The organism is Pseudomonas sp. BYT-1, assembly GCF_023611805.1.
Lineage (GTDB): Bacteria > Pseudomonadota > Gammaproteobacteria > Pseudomonadales > Pseudomonadaceae > Aquipseudomonas > Aquipseudomonas guariconensis.
This window is the reverse complement of record NZ_CP072559.1, coordinates 951,147-970,968: the sequence shown is the minus strand read 5'-3', so window position 1 is coordinate 970,968 and position 19,822 is coordinate 951,147. Positions and strand designations below refer to the sequence as shown.

17 protein-coding genes and 3 pseudogenes are annotated in these 19,822 nt (G+C 62.2%); 7 read left to right on the top strand and 13 right to left on the bottom strand.

What is annotated here, in order from left to right; genetic code table 11:
- Window positions 1–103 precede the first annotated feature (103 nt).
- Both selD and mnmH read left to right on the top strand, forming a co-directional pair.
- Window positions 104–1,138, top strand: a complete 1,035-nt coding sequence (gene selD / locus J5X93_RS04395; protein ID WP_250034479.1) for a selenide, water dikinase SelD — start codon at window positions 104–106, stop codon at window positions 1,136–1,138.
- On the top strand, window positions 1,138–2,256 hold the full coding sequence (gene mnmH / locus J5X93_RS04390) for a tRNA 2-selenouridine(34) synthase MnmH (RefSeq protein ID WP_250034478.1): 1,119 nt from the start codon (window positions 1,138–1,140) through the stop codon (window positions 2,254–2,256). Before selD ends, mnmH begins: the two co-directional genes overlap by 1 nt.
- A gap of 74 nt (window positions 2,257–2,330) precedes the next feature.
- On the opposite strand, the gene J5X93_RS04385 is transcribed toward mnmH, so the two are convergent.
- Window positions 2,331–3,257: a LysR family transcriptional regulator gene (locus J5X93_RS04385; protein WP_102081233.1), complete on the bottom strand. Its 927-nt coding sequence runs from the start codon at window positions 3,255–3,257 to the stop codon at window positions 2,331–2,333.
- 90 nt (window positions 3,258–3,347) lie between these two features.
- On the opposite strand from J5X93_RS04385, the gene J5X93_RS04380 reads away from it, so the two are divergent.
- Window positions 3,348–3,821, top strand: coding sequence for a DMT family transporter (locus J5X93_RS04380; RefSeq protein ID WP_043208045.1), 474 nt, complete (start codon window positions 3,348–3,350; stop codon window positions 3,819–3,821).
- A 43-nt stretch (window positions 3,822–3,864) separates the two neighbouring features.
- On the opposite strand, the gene J5X93_RS04375 is transcribed toward J5X93_RS04380, so the two are convergent.
- The 10 genes and pseudogenes from J5X93_RS04375 to hmpA form a co-directional block, all read right to left on the bottom strand.
- Window positions 3,865–4,404: a hypothetical protein gene (locus tag J5X93_RS04375; protein WP_250034476.1), complete on the bottom strand. Its 540-nt coding sequence runs from the start codon at window positions 4,402–4,404 to the stop codon at window positions 3,865–3,867.
- Between the two features lie 87 nt (window positions 4,405–4,491).
- Entirely contained in the window at window positions 4,492–4,869 is a 378-nt protein-coding gene (locus tag J5X93_RS04370; protein ID WP_043208043.1) for a YkgJ family cysteine cluster protein, read from the bottom strand.
- A gap of 204 nt (window positions 4,870–5,073) precedes the next feature.
- Window positions 5,074–6,282: an alanine transaminase gene (gene alaC, locus J5X93_RS04365; RefSeq protein WP_043208041.1), complete on the bottom strand. Its 1,209-nt coding sequence runs from the start codon at window positions 6,280–6,282 to the stop codon at window positions 5,074–5,076.
- A gap of 271 nt (window positions 6,283–6,553) precedes the next feature.
- Complete coding sequence (gene cyoE / locus J5X93_RS04360) at window positions 6,554–7,441, bottom strand: heme o synthase (RefSeq protein WP_043208040.1); 888 nt, start codon at window positions 7,439–7,441, stop codon at window positions 6,554–6,556.
- Window positions 7,442–7,452: 11 nt separating this feature from the next.
- A complete protein-coding gene (gene cyoD / locus J5X93_RS04355) occupies window positions 7,453–7,785 on the bottom strand; it encodes a cytochrome o ubiquinol oxidase subunit IV (protein WP_043208038.1) in 333 nt (110 codons plus the stop codon).
- Window positions 7,785–8,408 carry a cytochrome o ubiquinol oxidase subunit III gene (cyoC, locus tag J5X93_RS04350; RefSeq protein ID WP_043208035.1) on the bottom strand — a complete coding sequence of 208 codons (624 nt, stop codon included), beginning with the start codon at window positions 8,406–8,408 and terminating at the stop codon, window positions 7,785–7,787. Before cyoC ends, cyoD begins: the two co-directional genes overlap by 1 nt.
- A gap of 3 nt (window positions 8,409–8,411) precedes the next feature.
- On the bottom strand, window positions 8,412–10,430 hold the full coding sequence (cyoB, locus tag J5X93_RS04345; RefSeq protein WP_043208033.1) for a cytochrome o ubiquinol oxidase subunit I: 2,019 nt from the start codon (window positions 10,428–10,430) through the stop codon (window positions 8,412–8,414).
- Window positions 10,431–10,433: 3 nt separating this feature from the next.
- A pseudogene (cyoA, locus tag J5X93_RS04340) lies at window positions 10,434–11,389 on the bottom strand (ubiquinol oxidase subunit II).
- Between the two features lie 557 nt (window positions 11,390–11,946).
- Window positions 11,947–12,453, bottom strand: a complete 507-nt coding sequence (locus J5X93_RS04335; protein WP_043208029.1) for a disulfide bond formation protein B — start codon at window positions 12,451–12,453, stop codon at window positions 11,947–11,949.
- A gap of 480 nt (window positions 12,454–12,933) precedes the next feature.
- Window positions 12,934–14,112, bottom strand: coding sequence for an NO-inducible flavohemoprotein (gene hmpA / locus J5X93_RS04330; RefSeq protein ID WP_043208028.1), 1,179 nt, complete (start codon window positions 14,110–14,112; stop codon window positions 12,934–12,936).
- A 156-nt stretch (window positions 14,113–14,268) separates the two neighbouring features.
- Here hmpA and norR point away from each other — a divergent pair, with 156 nt between their 5' ends.
- The 4 genes from norR (at window position 14,269) to J5X93_RS04310 (ending at window position 18,041) form a co-directional block, all read left to right on the top strand.
- Complete coding sequence (gene norR / locus J5X93_RS04325) at window positions 14,269–15,822, top strand: nitric oxide reductase transcriptional regulator NorR (protein WP_250034474.1); 1,554 nt, start codon at window positions 14,269–14,271, stop codon at window positions 15,820–15,822.
- A 187-nt stretch (window positions 15,823–16,009) separates the two neighbouring features.
- Window positions 16,010–16,909 (top strand): chemotaxis protein, encoded by a 900-nt coding sequence (locus tag J5X93_RS04320; RefSeq protein WP_043208024.1) that lies wholly within the window; start codon window positions 16,010–16,012, stop codon window positions 16,907–16,909.
- A gap of 89 nt (window positions 16,910–16,998) precedes the next feature.
- A complete protein-coding gene (locus J5X93_RS04315; RefSeq protein WP_250034472.1) occupies window positions 16,999–17,310 on the top strand; it encodes a hypothetical protein in 312 nt (103 codons plus the stop codon).
- Complete coding sequence (locus tag J5X93_RS04310) at window positions 17,307–18,041, top strand: YkgJ family cysteine cluster protein (RefSeq protein WP_102081228.1); 735 nt, start codon at window positions 17,307–17,309, stop codon at window positions 18,039–18,041. Before J5X93_RS04315 ends, J5X93_RS04310 begins: the two co-directional genes overlap by 4 nt.
- Window position 18,042: 1 nt before the next feature.
- Here the strand turns inward: J5X93_RS04310 and J5X93_RS28475 are convergent.
- Both J5X93_RS28475 and J5X93_RS28470 read right to left on the bottom strand, forming a co-directional pair.
- Window positions 18,043–19,035 (bottom strand): annotated as a pseudogene (locus J5X93_RS28475) (methyl-accepting chemotaxis protein); the annotation flags it as partial.
- Window positions 19,036–19,344: 309 nt separating this feature from the next.
- Window positions 19,345–19,626, bottom strand: a pseudogene (locus J5X93_RS28470) (PAS domain-containing protein); the annotation flags it as partial.
- Window positions 19,627–19,822: the final 196 nt, after the last annotated feature.

Sequence of the window (19,822 nt, the reverse complement as noted above, 5' to 3'; positions counted from 1 at the left end):
GCGCTGGGAACTTGGAGCTTGCAGTCGGCCCGGGGATTATAAGAGCCGGTGGCGCAAAGGCCAGCTTTGCTACAATCGCGCATCACGAAAATCCGAGGTGCGTATGAGCGAACCGATTCGTCTGACCCAGTACAGCCATGGCGCCGGCTGTGGTTGCAAGATCTCCCCCAAGGTGCTGGATGTGATTCTCGCCGAAAGCGGCGCCCAGGCCCTGGACCCGAAACTCTGGGTCGGTAACGCCTCGCGCGACGATGCCGCCGTGTACGCCCTGGACGATGAACGCGGCGTGGTCTCGACCACCGACTTCTTCATGCCGATCGTCGACGACCCGTACGATTTCGGCCGCATCGCTGCCACCAACGCCATCAGTGATATCTACGCCATGGGCGGCGACCCGCTGATGGCCATCGCCATCCTCGGCTGGCCGGTCAACGTCTTGCCGCCGGAAGTCGCCCGAGAAGTCATCCGCGGCGGGCGCGCCGTGTGCGCCGAAGCGGGTATCCCGCTGGCCGGTGGTCACTCCATCGATGCGCCCGAGCCGATCTTCGGCCTGGCGGTCACCGGCGTGGTCAGCAAGCGCCACCTCAAGCGCAACGACACCGCCCACGTCGGCTGCCGCCTGTACCTGACCAAGCCCCTGGGCATCGGCATCCTCACCACCGCCGAGAAGAAGGCCAAGCTGCGCACCCAGGACCAGGGCCTGGCCCGCGATTGGATGTGCACCCTTAATACCCCCGGCAGCCGCTTCGGCAAGCTCGACGGCGTCAAGGCCATGACCGACGTCACCGGATTCGGCCTGCTCGGCCACCTGGTGGAGCTGGCCGAAGGCAGCGGCCTGACGGCGCACCTGCGCTACGATGCCGTGCCACGCCTGCCCAGCGTCGATCACTACCTGGCCGAGGGCTGCATCCCTGGCGGCACCCTGCGCAACTTCGACAGCTACGGCCACAAGATCGGAGCCTTGACCGAAGACCAGAAACACCTGCTGTGCGACCCGCAGACCAGCGGTGGACTGCTGGTGGCGGTCAGCCCCGAGGGCGAGGCCGAATTCCTCGCCGTAGCCACAGAACTGAACCTGGCCCTCTCGCCGATCGGCGAGCTGGTCGAGCGACAGACCCACGCGGTCGAGGTGCTTTGATGCGCAACGACTGCACCGACTACCGCCAACTGTTCCTCGACGACGTGCCGATGATGGACATGCGCGCGCCGATCGAATTCGCCAAGGGGGCCTTCCCCGGCGCCGTCAACCTGCCGCTGATGAACGATCAGGAGCGGCAAAAGGTCGGCACCTGCTACAAGCAGCAAGGCCAGGCCGCCGCCATCGCCTTGGGTCACCAACTGGTCGGCGGCGCCATCAAGCAGGCACGCCTGGAAGCCTGGGCGGCGTTCGCCAAGGCCCACCCCGACGGCTATCTGTACTGCTTCCGCGGAGGCCTGCGCTCACAGATCGTCCAAGGCTGGCTGAAGGACGAAGCCGGCATCCAGTACCCGAAGGTCAAGGGTGGCTACAAGGCCATGCGGACCTTCCTGCTGGAAACCACCTTGCAAGCTGTCGAGCAGTGCGACTTCGTGCTGGTAGGCGGCCTTACCGGCACGGGCAAGACCGACGTGCTGCTTCAGTTGGACAACGTGCTCGACCTCGAAGGCCACGCCAACCACCGCGGCTCGAGCTTCGGCAAGCGGGCCACGGCGCAGCCGGCGCAGATCGATTTCGAAAACCAGCTGGCCATCGACATCCTGAAAAAGCGCGCCCGAGGAATGCAGCAGTTCATTCTGGAGGATGAAGGGCGCATCGTCGGGAGTTGCTCGGTGCCCCTGGAGCTGTACCAGGGCATGCAGCAGTACCCGCTGGTGTGGCTGGAAGACAGCTTCGAAAACCGCGTGGAGCGTATCCTGCGGGACTACGTGATCAACCTGTGCGCCGAGTTCGTCGCCTTGCATGGCGAAGAAGACGGCCGTCGGCTGTTCGCCGAACGCATGCTGCAAAGCATGGGCAATATCCACAAGCGCTTGGGCGGTGAACGCTTCCAGCGGTTGTCGGCGCTACTGGGCCAGGCCTTGGACGAGCAGCTGCGCAGTGGCGCGGTGGATCTGCACCGCGGTTGGATCGAAGGGTTGCTCAACGAATACTACGACCCGATGTATGCTTACCAGCGCCAAGCCAAGGCAGAGCGTATCGAGTTTGCCGGCGACGGGGTCGAGGTGCGCGAATACCTCAAGGCCCGGGCCAAACGCGAGCCACGCCTCGCGCCCTGAGCCCTGCCCCGCATAAGCCAGGGGCGCCGGAGCGGCGCTCCCATGGCGACGGCGCCACCCTCAGAACCCTGCGCTCAACTGGCTAAGCTCGGCACATCGTGTTCATCGCAAAGCGTACGGATGAGTTCACGCAGCCAGCGGTGACCGGCATCGCCCTCGCGCCGGGTGTGCCAGGCCTGGGTAAAGGCAAACGGCGCGATCGGCAGTGGTGGCGCAAAGCAGCGCAACCCAGGGTCGAGCCGGGTACCCGCCAGGCTGCGGCGGGCCACGGTCAGAATGAGGTCCGTACCGCTGATAACGCCTTGGGCCACGCCCCAGTGCGGCAGGGTGAGCGCGATCCGCCGCCCCTGACCCGACGCCTGGAGCGCCAAGTCGATCTCGTTGTCGATGCCCGGCCGCACGGCCACCAGCACGTGAGGTCGCGCCAGCCACTGAGCCAGCGAAAGCCCGGTGCGCGCCGGTAGACTGTGGCGGTCCGCCAGGCAGATGAACGACTCCTCGAACAACACCTGTACCTGCACCTCTGAGGGCAAATCGGGGAACACCCCGAGGGCCAAGTCCACTTCACCGTCGATCAACTGTCCGATCATCGCTTCACGGCTGCCTTGGGATACCACCAGGTCGATGCCTGGCGCCTGCTCTCTGAGCTTGCGCATCAGCCCCGGCAACACCACCCGCGCGCCATAGTCCGACATTGCCAGGCGAAAGGTGCGTCGCGCCCGGTTCGGTTCGAAACGCGGACTCCCCAAGAGGCCGTCGAGCTGTGCGAGGGCCTGCTCCAGCGGCTCACGCAGGGCCTGGGCACGGCTGCTCAAGTGCAGACGGCCGCCCCGGCGCACCAACAGTGGGTCAGCGAAGATGTCTCGCAGCTGGGCCAGCGCATGGCTCACGGCAGGCTGACTGCGGTGCAGGCGTACGGCAGCCCGTGAAACATGCTGCTCGCTGAGCAAGGCATGCAGGGTCAACAGCAGGTTGAGGTCGATACGACGCAAATCATCCATATGACGAATACAGCCTGTGTGAATTTCGAATTTCCATCATTGAAATGGATAAACAACACTGCGCCTAGTGTTTTCCACAGGAGCCATTCAATGCCGCACGCCCTCTCCTTCTCAGCCGTCCTCCCTTTGCTCGTTGCACTGCTGGCAGGCGCCGCCGTGCCTTTCCAGGCCGGCAGCAATGCCGCGCTCGGTCGCTTGCTGGGCCACCCTTTGTGGGCGGCGGGGGTATCGCTGACCGTCAGCCTGCTGATGCTGGTCCCTGCCTTGCTGCTGATGCGAGCACCTGTGCCGCAGTTGCAGAACCTGGCCCAGGCGCCTTGGTGGGCCTGGTTTGGCGGTGTGGCGGGTGTGCTCTACATCACTGCCGCACTGGTGCTGACACCCCGGCTGGGGGCTGCGGGATTCATCGTCTGCGTGATCGCCGGGCAGGTGCTGTCGTCACTGCTGATCGACCAATGGGGGCTGATGGGGTTGCCGGAACGGCCCGTCAACGCTCTGCGCCTGGCGGGCGTCGGGATGATCGTGGCGGGTATGCTGGTGGTGCAGTGGGGTACGTCTCGCTGATGTGGTGTCCGCACTGTCTTGCTCGCTGGCAATACAGCTGCAGTCACAGCGACTGTGACGACTCCGGCGGCATCAGGACCTTGTCCACATCGAAATGCAGTGCAGGCATCTGGGTGCCGGCATACATCGTGACGGCGATCGCAGCAATCACCGCCACATCGAGCCAGTGCCAGCCGGGCATGTCGTCGGCGCGCCGTGCCTTCCAGCACCACCAGGCCTGCCCCAGGCAAAACACCAGGATCGCCAGGCTCCACAAGTAGAAGCCAACACCGAAGCCGGTGACGTCCTGGAAGGCATAGCTGTGGTTGTCCGGCAGCCGCTCGATACCCAGGCTACTGAGCGCCAGGTACAGGGCGCACACCCCCAACAGCAACGCCAACCGGCGAAAGCGCCGATGGGCCAGCACCGCTAGCACCAGCAACGGGTTGGCAAACCATTGATACAAGCCGAACGGTACGCCCCAGGGCCCGTAAAGCAGCATCTGCAAGGCAGGCATGTGCCGACCTGCTCCCATCAACGCGCCGTCAAAAAACAGGCCGATCAGGTACACAAGCAGGCACAACGGCAGGTAATAGGCAGACAACCTCAGGCTCCAGGGTATTTGGACGAACCTGAAACCATACAGCACCTGTGTTTCACGCAACAGGTGGTTTCCCGCCACAAGCCCCTGTCAGGCCACTTCGGCCCCATCATCCTCCGGCCAGTGCGGCTCGTTGGCCTCCAGCGGCGGCAGCCCATAATGCGCGCGGGCTGCGTCACAGCTGGGGTTATGCACACCGTTGACCCACGAGGCTTCGAATTCTCGGCATGGACTCGAGCGGTTTTCGTAGATGGTGCAAGCGACCTGCTTGCCGATCTCGCCACCCAACGCCGTACAGCGGCAAGGTTTGGCATCGGTGCCGATCATCGCGACCCGGGTTGGGTTGATCTGAACCACCAGATCGTCGGGCACCACGCCCCCGGCTGATTGGCATTCGCCCCAGAAAAAAGACACACGGAAGTACCCGCAGCAGGCGCCGCAGTCAAGGCAAGGGTTGTATTCGGACATGATGGCACGGAGGGAGGGTTGTTGTTATGAGGGCTAGGCCCGCGCGCCATTCTCAGTCCAACCAGGGGTGGCTGAGAAGAGGGGGAAAGCAAAAAAAACCACCGCTTGTCAGCGGCAAGTAGCAAGCGGCAAGGCGACTTGCTGCATCAAGATTGAAAAGCCGCAAAAGGCCGCTGCTCACGCGGCCCTCTTGCGGCTTGCAGCTTATTTTCGCGTCAAGCCATCGGCCCTGAACATCTGCCGAATGCCGCGAATGGCCTGGCGAATACGGTCCTGGTTCTCGATCAGGGCGAAGCGCACATGGTCATCGCCATAGTCGCCAAAGCCGATCCCGGGCGACACACAGACCTTGGCCTCGGCGAGCAGTTTCTTGGAGAACTCCAGCGAGCCCAGGTGAGCATAGGCTTCGGGAATCTTCGCCCACACGTACATCGAGGCTTTGGGGTTTTCGACCATCCAGCCGATCTCATGCAGCCCTTTGACCAGCAGGTTGCGGCGCTGGCGGTATTGCTCGGCGATATCGCGTACACACTGCTGGTCGCCTTCGAGCGCGGCGATGGCCGCCACCTGCAACGGGGTGAAGGTGCCATAGTCGTGGTAGCTCTTGATCCGGGCCAGGGCGCTGACCAGCTCCGGGTTGCCGACCATGAAGCCGATGCGCCAGCCGGCCATGTTGTAGCTCTTGGACAGGGTGAAGAATTCCACCGCGATGTCCTTGGCGCCTGGCACCTGCATGATCGAGGGGGCTTTCCAGCCGTCATAGACGATGTCGGCGTAGGCCAGGTCGTGAACCACCAACACGTCATACTGCTTGGCCAGCGCGACCACACGCTCGAAGAAGTCCAGCTCGACGCACTGGGCGGTCGGGTTGGACGGGAAGCCCAGGATCATCATCTTGGGCTTGGGGATCGATTCGCGAATCGCCCGCTCCAGCTCGTTGAAGAAGTCCACGCCTGGCACCAGCGGCACCGAACGCACCTGGGCACCGGCGATCACCGCGCCGTAGATGTGGATCGGGTAACTGGGATTGGGCACCAGTACCGTGTCGCCATGGTCGAGGGTGCCAAGCATCAAGTGCGCCAGGCCTTCCTTGGAGCCGATGGTGACGATGGCTTCGGTTTCCGGGTCGATGTCGACCTCGTAGCGCTCCTGGTACCAGCGTGAGATGGCGCGGCGCAGACGCGGGATACCGCGGGAGGTGGAATAACCGTGAGTGTCTTCCCGTTGGGCGACTTGGACGAGCTTCTCGACAATATGCGGTGGCGTGGCACCGTCGGGGTTACCCATGCTCAGGTCAATGATGTCCTCGCCACGGCGGCGGGCGGCCATCTTGAGCTCGGCTGTGATGTTGAAGACGTAAGGGGGGAGACGATCGATGCGCGCAAAGCGGCGCGGCGAACCTGGGTTGGCCATGGCTTCCTCGAATGACGTAAGCGCCCGGAACCGTCCGAGCGACGTGGGCCGCTGCGGCGGCCAAATCAGAAGATAGTGCCGAAACATACAACCTGTAAAGGACGATTTCCTGTTTTATTAGATCTTTTTAGGCTTATTTATCGAATTCATTAGATTTACGTTGCCTGGGCTGGCCCTGTCACCGGTAAACCGCGAAGAAGCCGCAACACACACCACAGGCATAAAAAAACCCCGGCACAAGGCCGGGGTTTTCGTGTAACAGGCGTCTGTATCAGCGTGCGTATGTCATCAGCACGTCCGCGGCAGTCTGGCTGTCCACCGACATCATCACGCTCAGGGCGGTGACGGTGAGGATGGAGAAACCGAAGACCTTGCGGGCCCACTTGCTGTCGTCCTCAGCCTTGTAGCCGCCCCAGGCCATGTACAGCCAGTAAAGGCCCATGGCAGCCGCCACGGCGAGGTAACCCAGGCCGGCGTAACCGCCCAAGGTCAGCATCAGGGTGGCAAGCACGAAGGCCAGTACGTACAGCACGATCTGCTTCTTCGCCGCGAGAATACCGCGTGCCACCGGCAAGACCGGAATGTTGGCAGCGCTGTAATCCTTGAAGCGGAAGATGGCGATGGCAAAGCTGTGTGGCATCTGCCACAGGCTGAACATCACCAGCAGCGTCACGGCAGCCAGGTCGAAGCTGTTGCTGACGGCGCAGTAACCGATCACCGGAGGCATGGCACCGGACAGGCTGCCGACCAAGGTACCGTGTACCGACTTGCGCTTGAGCCACAGGCTGTAGAAGCCGACGTAGACGACGAAGCCCACAGCTGCGCAGAACGCCGACAGCGGATTGGCCTGGACATACAACAGGCTGAAGCCCGCCACCCCGAGCAGGGTGGCGTAGATCAGCGCGAGGGTCAGCGACATGCCGCCCTGAACCATGACGCGGTTCTTGGTGCGCTCCATCTTCTGGTCGATGTCGCGGTCGATGCAGTTGTTGAACACGCAACCGGACGCGACGACCAGAGAGGTCCCCACCACTACCGCCAGGAACAGGGCGAAGTCCACATGGCCCTTCGAGGCAAGGAAGAAACCGCCTGCCACGGAAAGCACGTTACCGAAAATGATCCCCGGTTTGGTGATTTGGATAAAGTGCTTCACGGACATGCAGTCTTACCTCACTTGGCCATCATTTCGATGTGGATGCTGAACATGATCCACAGCGACAGGCCGACCAACAGAGCGATTACGAGAGTGGTGAACAGGAACGTCGACACATTCGAACGCTGCTCTTTCGAGCGGTCCATGTGCAGGAAGTACACCAGGTGCACCACCACCTGAATGACGGCCATGGCCACCACGATCAGGACGGTCAGGTTCTTCGGCAGGCTCGGGTACATCACCAGACCGAACGGGATCGCGGTCAGGATGATCGACAGGATGAAGCCGATCGCGTACGACTTGACGCTGCCGTGGTTGCCTTCGTGATGAGTGTCGTGTGCGCTAGCCATTACAGAACTCCCAGCAGGTAGACGACGGTGAATACGCAGATCCAGACCACGTCCAGGAAGTGCCAGAACAGGCTCAGGCAGCTCATACGGGTCTTGGCGGTCGGGGTGATGCCCTTGGTGCTGATCTGATACATCAGGACAGCCATCCAGATCAGACCGGCAGTCACGTGCAGACCGTGGGTGCCGACCAGGGCGAAGAAGCCCGACAGGAAGCCGCTGCGGTTCGGGCCGAAGCCTTCGCCGATCAGGTGATGGAACTCATAGACTTCCATCGCGATGAAGCCAGCACCGAACAGGAAGGTGATGGCCAGCCAGCCCAGCACGCCACCTTTGTTGCCCTTGAACATCTGCAGCATGGCAAAGCCGAAGGTGATCGAGGACAGCAGCAGCAGTGCGGTTTCAACAGCTACGAAATCGAGCTGGAAGATGTCATGACCCGACGGGCCGCCGGCAAAACTGCCGGACAGCACCGCGTAGGTGGCGAAGAGCGACGCAAACAGGATGCAGTCGGTCATCAGGTACAGCCAGAAACCGAGTACGGTCATCTGGCCCGAGTCGTGGTGGTGATCGTCGTGCCCATGGTCGTGACCATGAGCGCCGGCGTGGATTACTTGACTGGACATTGATTACACCCGCTCAAACGATTCGACACGTGCGCCGGCAGGCAGAGCACCTGCTTTGGCCAGCGCTTTCATGCGCTCGCCTTCGATGCGCGCCACTTCTTCGGCCGGAACCATGTAGCCCTGGTCGTCACGCGCGGCGTGGCGAACGAAGACAGCGATGGTTGCAACCAGGCTCGCGCCAACCAGCCACCAGATGTGCCAGATGAATGCGAAGCCGAAGACGGTCAGGAACAGGCCCATGAACAAACCGGTGGAGGTATTGCTCGGCATGTGGATCGCTTCGTACTTGGCCGCAGGCTTGTAGGCGACACCGGCTTCCTTGGCTTCGTGCCAGGCGTCCAGGCCAACCTTCTCAGGCATGTGGGCGAAGTTGTAGAACGGAGGTGGCGACGAAGTCGACCATTCCAGGGTACGGCCACCCCATGGATCGCCAGTGACGTCCAGGTTCTGGTTGCGGTCGCGGACCGATACGTACAGCTGGATCAGCTGGCAAGCGATACCGAACAGGATCAGCACGGCGCCGACGACGGCAACGTACAGGTAGGGTTCCCAAGCCGGGTTGTCCGAGTGGTTCAGACGACGGGTCATACCCATGAAGCCCAGGGCGTACAGCGGCATGAACGCTACGTAGAAGCCGGAGATCCAGAACCAGAAGGCAGCCTTGCCCCACTTCTCGTTCAGGGTGAAACCGAAGGCTTTCGGGAACCAATAGGCGAAGCCGGCGATGTAGCCGAATACCGCACCACCGATGATCACGTTGTGGAAGTGGGCGATAACGAACAGGCTGTTGTGCAGAACGAAGTCAGCACCTGGAACAGCCAGCAGAACGCCAGTCATACCACCGATCGAGAAGGTGACCATGAAGCCCAGGGTCCACATGATCGGCGCGGTGAAACGCAGACGGCCCTGGTAGATGGTGAACAGCCAGTTGAACAGCTTCACACCGGTCGGAATGGAGATCAGCATCGTCGCCAGACCGAAGAAGGTGTTGACGCTCGCGCCTGCACCCATGGTGAAGAAGTGGTGCAGCCAGACGGCAAAGCCCAGAACAGCGATCGCGCCCGATGCGTAGATCATCGAGTGGTGGCCGAACAGACGCTTGCCAGCGAAGGTCGAGGTGACTTCCGAGAACACACCGAAGGCCGGCAGGATCAGGATGTAAACCTCAGGGTGACCCCAGGCCCAGAACAGGTTGACGTACATCATCGGGTTCCCACCAAGCTCGTTGGTGAAGATGTGGAAGTCCAGATAACGGTCAACAGTCAGCAGAGCCAGTGCAGCGGTCAGGATCGGGAAGGAAGCGACGATCAGCACGTTGGCCCAGGTGCAGGTCCAGGTGAAGATCGGCATGTCCATCAGCTTCATGCCAGGCGCGCGCATCTTCATCACGGTGACGAGGAAGTTCACACCGGTAAGCGTCGTACCCAATCCGGATAGCTGTAGCGCCCAGATGTAGTAGTCCACACCCACGCCAGGGCTGTACTGGATACCCGCGAGCGGCGGATAGGCAACCCAACCGGTCTTGGCGAATTCACCAACGCCCAGGGAGATGTTGACCAGCAGCACGCCTGCCAGCAGCAGGTAGAAGCTCAGGGAGTTCAGGAACGGGAAGGCAACGTCACGTGCACCGATCTGCAGAGGAACCGCCAGGTTCATCAGGCCGGTGAAGAACGGCATCGCCATGAAGATGATCATGATCACACCGTGGGCGGTGAAGATCTGGTCATAGTGTTCAGGCGGCAGGTAGCCTTCGGCGCCGCCGGTAGCGGCAGCCAGCTGGGTACGCATCATGATGGCGTCGGCGAAGCCGCGCAGCAGCATGACCATCGCGACGATGATGTACATCACCCCGATTTTCTTGTGGTCGACCGTGGTCAGCCACTCAGTCCACAAGTAGGTCCACTTGCGGAAATAGGTGATAGCACCGACCAAAGCGATACCACCGAGCGCAATCATGGCAAGCGTCACCATGACTATCGGCTCGTGATAGGGTATCGCCTCCAGGCTTAATTTACCGAACATCTCTTACTCCTCTGCACCGGCAGCTGGTTGCATACTCGATTCCACACCCTTGGTAGTGGCCAGATCTTTGCTGCCTGCTTCTTCGTGGCTCGGACGACCGCGGTTCATGCCTTCGTACTTGTCGACGATCAGCTGGAACTGGTCAGGCGAAGCCTCGCTATACAGCGCGACTGGGTTGTTTTCGCTTGGTTTGGCCAAGGCGTCGTATTCAGCCTTGTCCAGCTTCTTCGGCGACTGCTTGACCTCGGCGACCCACTTGTCGAAGTCTTCCTGGGAGGTGGCAGTAGCCTTGAATTTCATGCCGGTGAAGCCAGCACCGCTGTAGTTGGCGCTGATACCGTCGAATTCGCCGTTCTCGTTGGCGATCAGGTGCAGTTTGGTGGTCATGCCGGCCATGGCGTAGATCTGGCCGCCCAGGCCCGGGATGAAGAAGGAGTTCATCACGGCGTCGGAGGTCACGCGGAAGTTGACCGGGGTGTTAGCCGGGAAGACGATCTTGTTGACGGTGGCGATGCCCTGCTCCGGGTAGATGAACAGCCACTTCCAGTCCAGCGCGATCACGTCGATCTGCACCGGCTTCACTTCGGAATCCAGTGGACGGTACGGGTCCAGCTTGTGGGTGGAGTGGTAGGTGACGTAGCCCAGGGCAATGATGATCAGGATCGGGATGATCCAGACAGCCGCTTCGATCTTGGTCGAGTGCGACCAGTCGGGCGTGTAGGTGGCAGCCTTGTTGGAAGCACGGTACTTCCAGGCGAACGCGATGGTCATGATGATGACCGGTACGACGACCAGCAGCATCAGGCCAGTGGCGATCAGGATCAGGTTCTTTTGCTCAATGCCGACCTGGCCCTTCGGGTCGAGCAGGGTCCAGTTGCACCCACTGAGTAAAAGCATGCCTAAAAAGGGCAATAAAAGGGCAATATGCCAAACAGTCTGGGGTAACGCTTTTTACTCATCTCACGACCTCTAGATCAGCTTGCTTCAATGCAATTTGTGTTTTGGTAGCCAACACTTCGTCCTGCCAAGTGAGGCATTTCGCGCCCGTACTCGCTCCTGCCGGAGGTCCGACTGCAGGACCTTGGCGTCAAGCGGGTTAGCGGTGCTTATGGTTTCGTAGGCAACAGGCCTGTACTTCAGACCAAGTCCATTTGGTGCGGGAAAACGCGGAGGGGGGTCCGCCCGGTATCGCCGTTGGGCGAAACTTGACGAAGTCAGCAAAAAGGAGCCTCGGCTTCCTTCAATCCTGCGACTTGCAAGCAGTGCCGAACGGAAATTGGGGGCGATTGTAGATAGGTCGCCCACCCTTGACTATGACTTATTGCGCAACAGTCTTTTACCATTTCGGTAACAATACAGAAGGGAAAATCAACTTCGCGACAGTTTGTCGCACCCCGCTTGATAGCCCTGAAGCCCGCATTGCACAAGGCTTCGTGGTTGATCTGGGTCAAGCGGGAGGCAAGTTTCTTTTGGTTTCTCGCCGTGCAACAGAAGAGGTCGGAAGCGGGACTTTTGTCTAAGCCTTGCGTCGGTTCCGATAGATACCCAGCGGCACCAGGACGGCAGTGAGGACGAACGCCAGAAGCGCCCACTGAGCCAGGGACAATCCAAGGATCGGCGGGTATGGCGTGCTGCAGAATCCATCGACCTGGAACGCCAGTGGCCAGACCTGCGCCAGCGGCAGGTCATCGACGATCGGCTGCAGCGTGTCGATACCGCAGCTGACCATCGGGTGCGCGAGTATATACACATGGTTGCCGGCCGCAACGATTCCGCCGATCGCGCTGAGCACCACCAACGCCTCGAAGAACGTCAGGCTGCGTTTTCCCGGCATGGCGGCGGCAAGGAAAGCGAACACCGCGATCAACAGCAGCGCATAACGTTGCAGGATACACAGCGGGCATGGGGCCTCGCCGAGCACGACCTGCATGTAGAGCGCCCCGCCGATCAACGACAGGCAGATCACACCCAGCAGAACCAGGAAGCGCCGTTCGCGATTCAGGCGCGATGTTTGTTCGTTCATTACCGATTCCTTCGATGGATAGAGGCAGCGCCAGGCCTGTCGGGGCAATGGCCTGCCTGGGCGACAGTCTACACGTGCGTCGAGGAAGCGGCGTGATAGCACTGCGCGGGGCTATCCGATGACGTCTTCAGACCAGCCGGGGCGACGTCGGTTCAACGTCAGCCGCCAAAAAGCGGCAACCCGGATGCCGGACAGGCGAACGCCCCTCGACACCCGGGAGTGAAGGATACAGTGATTAAAGGAAGATTAAAGATGAAATTGGCCTCGCTTATTTCATCTCCTTATATAAGAAGCGACCTACAGGTCCAATCGCTGGCAAGCCAGCCCCCGCACGAACGATGTCGCGTTCGCTTCGTCTCGATTACCCACGTCCGGGAGCACCGCATACGAGAGCTGGCTTGCCAGCGATTGGAATGGAAATCCTGCGTCGTCCGCTTCGTGGATTGCACCCCGAAGCGGACTGACCAGATTATCGAGGCTTCACTCCAGCGCCGCCGCCGGCCCGAAGAATTCGTAACGGCTTTGCTGCTCGGGCACACCCAGGTCCTTGAGGTGGCGCTTGACCGCCGCCATGAAGCCTTTCGGGCCCAGGAAGTAGGCATCCACATCACGCTCGGCCGGCAGCCACTGGCCCAGTTGCTCCTGACTCAGCACCCCGACCGCGTCGGCCTCGCCCTTGCCGTCCTGCTCGGCATAGCAATAGAAGCGTTTGAGCTGTGGATGACGCGCCGCCAGGCCATCGATCCAGTCACGGAAGGCGTGCACCGCCCCGTTGCGCGCGCAATGGATGAAATGCACCGGGCGTTGCGTCTGCAAGGCGGCCTGGAGCATCGCCAGGGTCGGCGTAATGCCTACGCCTCCGCTGATGAGCACCAGCGGCTTGTCGCTGTGCGTCAAGGTGAAATCTCCGGACGGCGGGAACAATTGCAGGGTCTGGCCGACCTGCAGTTGCTGATGCAGGTAATTGGACACCTTGCCACCGACTTCACGTTTGACGCTGATGCGGTACTGCTCGCCATCGCACAGGGCCGACAGTGAATAGTTCCGGCGCTGCTCGACACCGTCGATGAACAGCTGCAGGCCGATGTACTGGCCAGGCTCGGCTTTCAGGACCGGCTTGCCATCCACCGGTGCGAAATAGAAAGAGACGATCTCGCTGCTCTCCTGCTCCCGACGCACCAGACGAAACTCACGGGTACCGCGCCAGCCACCGGCCGCTTCTTCTTTCTGTTTATAGAGGCTTTCCTCGGCGCCGATCAGGATATCGGCCAATTGCCCGTAGGCCGCGCCCCAGGCAGCGATCACCTCAGCGGTGGCGATGTCCTTGCCAAGGACTTCCTCGATAGCGCGCAGCAGGCAGCTGCCGACGATCGGATAATGCTCGGGCAGGATCTGCAAGGCGACATGCTTGTTGATGATCTGCCCGACCAGACCACCGAGTTGCTCCAACTGGTCGATGTGGCGGGCATACATCAGCACACCGTTGGCCAGTGCGCGCGGCTGATCGCCGCTGGCCTGGTGGGCCTGGTTGAACAGCGGGCGCACTTCGGGGTACTCGCTGAGCATCATCTTGTAGAAATGCGTCGTCAGGGCCTCGCCACCGCTTTCGAGCAGCGGGACAGTGGCTTTGATGATTGCGCGTTGTTCGGCATTGAGCATTTGGTACGACTCCTGAGCCTAGGGCTTGAACTGGTCTGCCCTCGGTATTTCATCAACCGTGCCAACTTCTGAGCCCAGTGTTTACGGGGTTTTCAAGCAATGCGAGTCAAAACGACACCAATGCGCGTATAGTCATAACGACCAACAGGAGTCCATATGACTACACGCCCTCTGCTCACCACCCTGCTCCCTCTGGTCAGCGATCTATCCCGTGATCTTCCGGACCAGGAGCGCTATCGCCGCCTGCTGCAAGCCATGCGCAACCTGCTGCCATGCGATGCAGCTGCCCTGTTACGCCTGGATGGCGAATGGCTAGTGCCGCTGGCGGTCGATGGCCTGTCGCCCGATACGCTGGGTCGACGCTTCAGGGTCAGTGAACACCCGCGCTTCCAGATCCTGCTCAGCCGTCCCGGCCCGACCCGCTTCGCCAGCGACAGCGAACTGCCCGACCCGTACGACGGCCTGGTCAACGCGCCGCATGCCGACCTGCACGTGCACGACTGCATGGGCTGCCCCTTGATGGTCGATGAACAACCCTGGGGCCTGGTCACCCTCGATGCCCTCACGCCCGGGCGTTTCCAAAGCCTGGAACTCGAGTCCCTGCAAGCCTTCGCCAGCCTCGCCGCGGCCACTGTCACCGTGGCCGAGCGCATCGAGGACCTGGCCCTACGCGCCGAGGATGAACACCAACGCGCCGAGGTCTATCGCCAGGCCAGCGGGCAAGCCAAAGAGCTGATCGGTCAGAGCAAGGCGCACAAACGCTTGCTGGAAGAAATCCGCCTGGTCGGCGGCAGCGACCTGACTGTGCTGATCACCGGCGAGACCGGTGTCGGCAAGGAGCTCGTGGCCCAGGCCCTGCACCAGGCCAGCAACCGCGCCCACAAACCGCTGATCAGCCTCAACTGCGCCGCCCTGCCCGACACGTTGGTGGAGAGCGAACTGTTCGGCCACGTGCGCGGGGCTTTCACCGGCGCCCATGGCGAGCGGCGCGGCAAATTCGAGCTGGCCAATGGCGGCACGCTGTTTCTCGACGAGGTGGGCGAACTGCCCCTGACAGTACAGGCCAAGCTGCTGCGGGTCCTGCAAAGCGGGCAGTTGCAGCGCCTGGGCTCAGATCGCGAGCACCAGGTCGATGTGCGCCTGATCGCTGCCACCAACCGCGACCTGGCCATGGAAGTGCGCAACGGCCACTACCGCGCCGACTTCTACCACCGCCTGAGCGTCTATCCGCTGCAGGTCCCGCCGCTGCGGGAGCGCGGCCGGGATGTGTTGCTGATTGCCGGATACTTCCTCGAGCAGAACCGCTCCCGCCTGGGCCTGAACAGCCTGCGACTGAGTGCCGACGCCCAGGCCGCCTTGCTGGCCTACGACTGGCCTGGCAACGTGCGCGAACTTGAGCATCTGATTGGCCGCTCGGCACTCAAAGCCCTCGGCCAGCATCCCGAGCGTCCTCGCATTCTGACCCTGGAAGCCAGCGACCTGGACCTGCACACCGCCCTTGCGCCCCACCACGCCCCCACTCCTGCCCCGGTTCAGCCACTGCTCAACCTGCCCGACGGTGGCTTGCGCGAAGCGGTGGACGCATATCAACGGCAGGTGATCGGCGCTTGCCTTGAGCGCCACCAGGACAACTGGGCGGCAGCAGCGCGCGAGCTGGGGCTCGATCGCGCCAATCTCAGCCGCCTGGCCAAGCGCCTGGGGTTGCGCTGACCCTTGCGCCCAGTCCCGCCACCGCGAAACGACCTTCGGCGCCCAGATTTACCCGCGAAAGGGTCAACGCAGGCGATACCTGCCCAGGCAACGCCTGCGATTGACCGCACCGTGACCTAAAGCCTGGCCCCAACAGGCCGATAACCCGGCATCCTCCTTTTATTACCGACAGACTCGAAGGTTGCCCATGGCCACGCAAAACGCCCGTGCGGACTCGTTGTCCCTGCTGCTGTTCACCTTGCGCAGCGGCAAGCTGATGGCGATCAACCTGCTCAAAGTCAGCGAGATCATCCCTTGCCCGCCGCTGACCCGCCTGCCGGAATCGCATCCGCACGTCAAAGGCGTGGCGACGCTGCGCGGCAACCCGCTGTCGGTGATCGATCTCTCCCGCGCCATCGGCGAGCAGCCGTTGGCCGACCCGTCCGGTGGCTGCCTGATCGTCACCGAGATCAGCCGTTCGCGCCAGGGCCTGCATGTGCAGGCGGTGAGCCGCATCGTTCACTGCCTGAGCACCGACATCAAGCCGCCCCCCTACGGCTCGGGCAACCGCTCGTTCATCACCGGCGTGACCCGGGTCGACAACACCTTGGTGCAGGTGCTGGACATCGAAAAGGTCATCCACGCCATCGCACCGCCCGAGCCAGAACCGCACCCAGGCGAACTCAGCGAGGAAGACGCCAGCCTGCTGGCGGCCGCCAACATTCTGGTGGTGGATGACAGCCAAGTGGCTTTGCAACAGTCGATCCATACCCTGCGCAACCTGGGCATCGAATGCCACACCGCACGCAGCGCCAAGGATGCGATCAACGTGCTGCTGGAACTGCAAGGCACCGAGCGGGAAATCAACATCATCGTCTCGGACATCGAGATGTCAGAGATGGACGGCTACGCCTTCACCCGCACCCTGCGGGAAAGCCCGGACTTCCAGCATCTCTACGTACTGCTGCACACCTCGCTGGACAGCACCATGAGCGGCGAAAAAGCCAAGCTGGCCGGCGCCAACGCGATTCTCACCAAGTTCTCTTCGCCCGAGCTGACCGATTGTCTGGTGGTGGCCGCGCGGGCCGTGGTCTTTGCCGAGCACTGATATAGTCAGCGACAATTTCCCTGGCTTGCTGCCCGGGACGACTCGGGCATAATTCGCGCCCTTCGGTTGTTTTGTTGCCGGTACCTTGTATGAAGTTTCTCTGCACCCTTCTGATCGCCTGTGTCCTCGCCAGCGGCATGGCCCAGGCTTCCAGCAGTCAAGCCTGGAATGAACAACGCCAACAGATGCTCAAGGGCTGCCTGGCCGCCAGCCAGCTCAAGGATGCCCATGCCCGCGGCAAACCCGCGGAGTTCGACGACCAGGTGGGCTACAGCGTCCTGCTGATCGAGGGCATCTACCCGCAAAAGCACATGCAGCAGCGCACCGGCACCGAGCTGTGCCTGTATGACCGCCAGCGTCACCAGGCCTTCGTCAGCGAATGGAGCCCAGGCGCGCCGTGAGCGACAGCATTCGTTTCGCCTGCACCGGTTGCGGCAAGTGCTGCACCGGCCATCATGTGCCGCTGACCCTGGACGAAACCCGCCAATGGGCGGCCAACGGCGGCCAGGTGGTGGTGCTGATCGAAGGGTTCGTCTGCGACGGCCCCGGCATGCCGGCAGAACAACGCGACCATGTCCTGCGCCGGGCCTACCCGGTTGTCTGCGGCACGGCCCAGCTGCACGTGTCGGTGACGTTCGCCGCCTTCAACCCGGGCCGTTGCCGCAACCTGGACGACAACGACCTGTGCACTATCTATGAGACCCGCCCGTTGGTTTGCCGCATCTACCCGGCCGAGATCAACCCGCACCTGCCCCTGCGTCCGGAAAACAAGGACTGTCCGCCCGACGCCTGGAGCCAAGGCCCTGAACTGATCCACGGCCAGTCACTGGTGGACCCGCACCTGCGCGCCCTGATCGAAGCCTCGCGCCAGGCCGACCGTGACGACATCGCCGCCAAGGTGGCCCTCTGCCAAGCCTTGGGCATGACCACCAGCGCTCTCAAGGGCAACGGCTTCACGGCCTACCTGCCCGCCATGGACGCTTTCGCCGCGGCCTTGGAACAGCTGCCGGCCGACAACCAGGCGCCCTGGACCTTGCACATCGAAGCCCCGCCTCTGATGCACGAGTTGGCCGCACTCGGTCTATCGACCACCGCCGAACCGCCGCTCTACTACGCCTTCATCGGTTTCTGATTCACTGGCAACGGCGCCAGAACTCATCAGCCAGACGCCGCAGGTCCATGGCGAGGTCCGCCACGTCGGTCGCATTGGCATGGCTGCGCTGGCCGACATCGACCGTCGCTTCGCTGGCCTGGCGGATGCTGATGATGTTGCGGTTGATGTTTTCGCTCACCTGGCTCTGCTGCTCCACCGCAGCGGCAATCTGCAGACTCATCTCATTGATCTGGTTGACCCGTGCGCTGATGCCATCGAGCGCACCGCTGGCCAGTTGCGCTTGCTCGACGCTGTGCCCGGCGTGGCTGCTGCTCTGGCGCATCACCTGCACCGCGGCACGAGCCCCGTCCTGCAGCGTGCCGATCATGCGCTGGATCTCGTGGGTCGATTGCGTGGTGCGCTGGGCCAGGCCGCGCACCTCGTCGGCCACCACGGCGAAACCTCGGCCCTGATCGCCCGCCCGGGCAGCCTCGATGGCTGCGTTGAGCGCCAGCAGGTTGGTCTGCTCGGCGATCCCCCGGATCACGTCGAGCACTCCGGAAATATCACTGCTGTGCTGCTCCAATTGATGGACTGCATCACTGGCTTCGACCAGCGACCCGGCCAGGTCCTGGATCGCGCAGCGATTGCGGTCCACCACTTGATGGCCGGCCTGGGTTTCATCTTCGGCTTGGTTGGCGGCCACGGCCGCCAACTGCGCACTGCTGGCCACCTGGGCGACACTGGCGCTCATCTGGTGAATGGCGGTGGCCACCTGGTCCGCCTCTTCCTGCTGCTCCAGGCTGTTGGCATGGCTGACCTCAAGCGCCTGCACCAACGACCCGGAATGCCCGGCCAGGCGTGCCGAGGTATCGCCAATGCGCCCCACCACCGCACCCAGCTGGGCCTTGAGCATGCGCATGGCGAATTCGATCTGGCCAATGGCATCGCGCCGCCCGGTGTACAACTGCTGGCTCAGCGGGTTGTCGGCAATCGCCAAGGCCTGCTGGCGCAAGCGCTCGAAGGGACGCAGCTGCCAGATCAACAGCGCACTGCTAGCCCCGGCTGCAAGCATGATTTCCGCCAGCGAACGCCACACCGGCACACCCTGCCAGCCATGTCCGACGCCGACCACCAGCGCTAGCGCCGCTGCGACGCCCAACGACAGCCGCAGTCCCAGGCCGAGCACCGGCAGGCGCGCGCGCCAGTTACGCCGCCCTTCGCGCAGTTGTCGATAGCAGCGCTCGGCCGCCGCCACCTGCTCGGCGCTGGGCCGGGTGCGCACCGACTGGTACTCGATGGTTCTGCCACCGCTGCTGATCGGCGAAACGAACGCACTGACCCAGTAATGGTCGCCGTTCTTGCAGCGATTCTTCACCAACCCCATCCAGGAGCGCCCAGCCTTGAGCGCCCCCCACATCTGTTCGAACGCCTCGGGCGGCATGTCCGGGTGGCGCACGATATGGTGCGCATGGCCCAACAATTCATCGCGAGTGAACCCACTGATTCGCACGAAATCGTCGTTGGCATAGGTGATCCGGCTGTCCAGATCGGTGGTGGACAGGATGTTGGCATCGCCGGGGTAATCCACTTGGCGACCGGTAACAGGCAAATTGCACTTCATCGGAGGCACTCGTTGTTGTTGTGGGGAAAATCGGCAGGGCGTTCGACTCTAGGGCCAATGACTGACAAAACATTGATCCAGAGCAGCATATTGGCAATTGGCCACCAACCACCTGAAACCGATGGGGCTGTCAGCCTTGATGGACAGCAGGGGGCGCTTTTTCGTTTGCAGCGCGCAGGGCGGCAACACCTTCGGC